Origin of the sequence: Paraglaciecola sp., from assembly GCF_030730205.1 — a bacterium.
Lineage (GTDB): Bacteria > Pseudomonadota > Gammaproteobacteria > Enterobacterales > Alteromonadaceae > Paraglaciecola.
On the sequence record NZ_JANQVQ010000243.1, the window covers coordinates 1 to 2,189 of the forward strand.

Annotated in this window: 2 protein-coding genes; both read left to right on the forward strand. The window is 38.9% G+C overall.

Features of this window, described 5'->3' with window-relative positions; all coding sequences use genetic code 11:
• Positions 1 to 121: 121 nt before the first annotated feature.
• Positions 122 to 1,738 (forward strand): cation:proton antiporter, encoded by a 1,617-nt coding sequence (locus tag NWQ57_RS16075; protein ID WP_306023180.1) that lies wholly within the window; start codon positions 122 to 124, stop codon positions 1,736 to 1,738.
• Positions 1,739 to 1,970: 232 nt separating this feature from the next.
• The gene (locus NWQ57_RS16080; RefSeq protein ID WP_306023181.1) at positions 1,971 to 2,141 is read left to right on the forward strand and encodes a DUF3545 family protein; all 171 of its coding nucleotides are present in this window, start codon (positions 1,971 to 1,973) and stop codon (positions 2,139 to 2,141) included.
• Positions 2,142 to 2,189: the final 48 nt, after the last annotated feature.

Genomic DNA, 2,189 nt, shown 5'->3' on the forward strand with positions numbered 1-2,189 from the left:
GAATCAGTAGACTTAATTCCACGCAATGCTTATTCTACTTATATCTTAAAAGAGGATTTAACTAAAAAACCCAACCTTTTTGTTATAACTTTGTTAACGCAATCGAGACCTTATTAGCACGATGGATTCTATTCTTCCTATAATTTTTATTTCTCTGGCCATTGCCAGTGTGCTAAATATTGTCTTAAAAAAATTCGCCATTTCACACATCATCGGTTACATCATCACCGGTACCATTATCAGTAACATCTTCGATTTTAATGGCAGCGAAAACTTAAGTTCTTTAGAGCTCATTGGTGAGTTTGGTATCGTGTTTCTAATGTTTACTATTGGCTTGGAAATGTCATTTGCTAAACTGAAAAAAATGCGTGAAATCGTCTTTATCAACGGCACAAGTCAAGTCGTGCTGAGCGCTGTCGTTATCTATCCTGTGGCCCATTATATCTTTGCCCTTGATGCTACATCTTCCATCATCATTGCTTTGTCTTTCAGTTTATCATCTACCGCTATCGTGCTGACTTACCTGAAAAAATCAAAAGATATTATTACCCCCTACGGTGAGAAATCAGTGGCCATTTTGATTTTTCAAGACCTCGCTGTTATCCCTATATTGTTACTGATTAGTTTTTTAACCAATAACGAACTGTCGATGCAAGAGATCTTGCTGAAAACCATTTTATCGGCGTTTGCAGTTATCCTATTTATGTTTACCCTCGGTAAAAAATTAATTGAGTGGCTACTGCATTTTTCTACCAATGCCAAACTTGAAGAACTGTTCTTAGGCTCTGTGTTGACCATCGTTATTGGCGCGTCCTTACTTGCCCATGAGATGGGCTTTACCTATTCGCTGGGCGCTTTTATCGCAGGCATGATCATTGCCGAAACCACCTATCACGTAAAAGTTGAGTCGGATATCGCCTCCTATAAAGACATTTTATTAGGTGCGTTTTTCTTCTCAATTGGCACCAAAATCGACATTCTGTATTTTTACCAAGAGTTCTTTTGGGTATTAGGCGTGTTGTTGCTAACTATGTTAGTCAAAGCGCTGATTATTTATATCTTGATCAGGCGTAAGGCAAATAAAAGCGACGCGATTAAATCAGCAATTGCGCTGTGCCAAATTGGTGAGTTTTCGTTCGCGATTTTTTCTTTAGCCACCAGCCAGCATATTATTTCTGATGAGCTTGGTAGTTTTCTGATTTTAGTGACTGTGTTATCCATGATAGTAACCCCCTTCATGGTCAATAATATTTATCGATTAGCCTCATATTTTGTGGTCGAATTTTTTGAATCAGACAAAATCACGCCAATCAATGCCAATAATCACATCATCATATGTGGCTTTGCGATTGTAGGCCGTATTGTTGCTACTGAGTTAAGTAAGCAGGGTAAAGAATTTGTCATTATTTCTGACAACTTGCAGCACGTATTACTTGCCAGAGAGCGCGGTTACATGGCCTATTTTGGTCACTTAGAAAAACTCCCGGTACTTGAGTCACTGAAGGTCGAACAGTCTTCTAGCATTATCATCACCATGAACACCTTGTTAACAAAAAAGATAATCTGCCAAGCCGTACTCGACTACTACCCTGGCGCAAAACTCGTGGTTAAAGTAAATAGTCGTGACGAGCAATTAGCCTTGTCTGGGCTCAATATTGAGTCTTTTGTACATGCTCGGCATGAAGCCGCATTATTGTTAGTGAAAAAGAGTCTAGAGTCTGCCGCCACTGCAGAATAAGCCCCCATTAAGTCCTTATAAAAACGACAGTGCCTGTAGTCTTAAACCCGCAGTTTGGCCGCTGGTAACAAAAGTTTCATGCGTACTTCACAAAAAAGACAAGAATATATTCTATTTTGACCCTCGTTGTGGTAAAAGAGTGGTGGACAAATTTTCGCACTTTTGCGGAAAAGTTCATCGATTTCAATAAAATAGTGGCTATTGCGCTTTAAAATAATAATGGGGATCCCAAATGGATAAGTCCGATTTATTTTCAATGATAGATACAGAAAACCGCTCCTCTAAAACTAAATCAGCAAAACGAAAATGGAGAGAAATCGAAGCCATTCATGACCGTCAAAGACTAAGGCAAGAATTGAGTGAGCTAGGCATGACACTTGAAGATGAATTAGAACTTTTATAATTCAAGCACTAAAAAAGCTTCGCGACTGCGAAGCTTTTTTTATGCGCC

Excerpts from the sequence above, each read along its gene's own strand:
- NWQ57_RS16080 (WP_306023181.1), top strand. The coding sequence starts at position 1,971 with ATGGATAAGTCCGATTTATTTTCAATGATAGATACAGAAAACCGCTCC.
- NWQ57_RS16075 (WP_306023180.1), top strand. The coding sequence starts at position 122 with ATGGATTCTATTCTTCCTATAATTTTTATTTCTCTGGCCATTGCCAGT.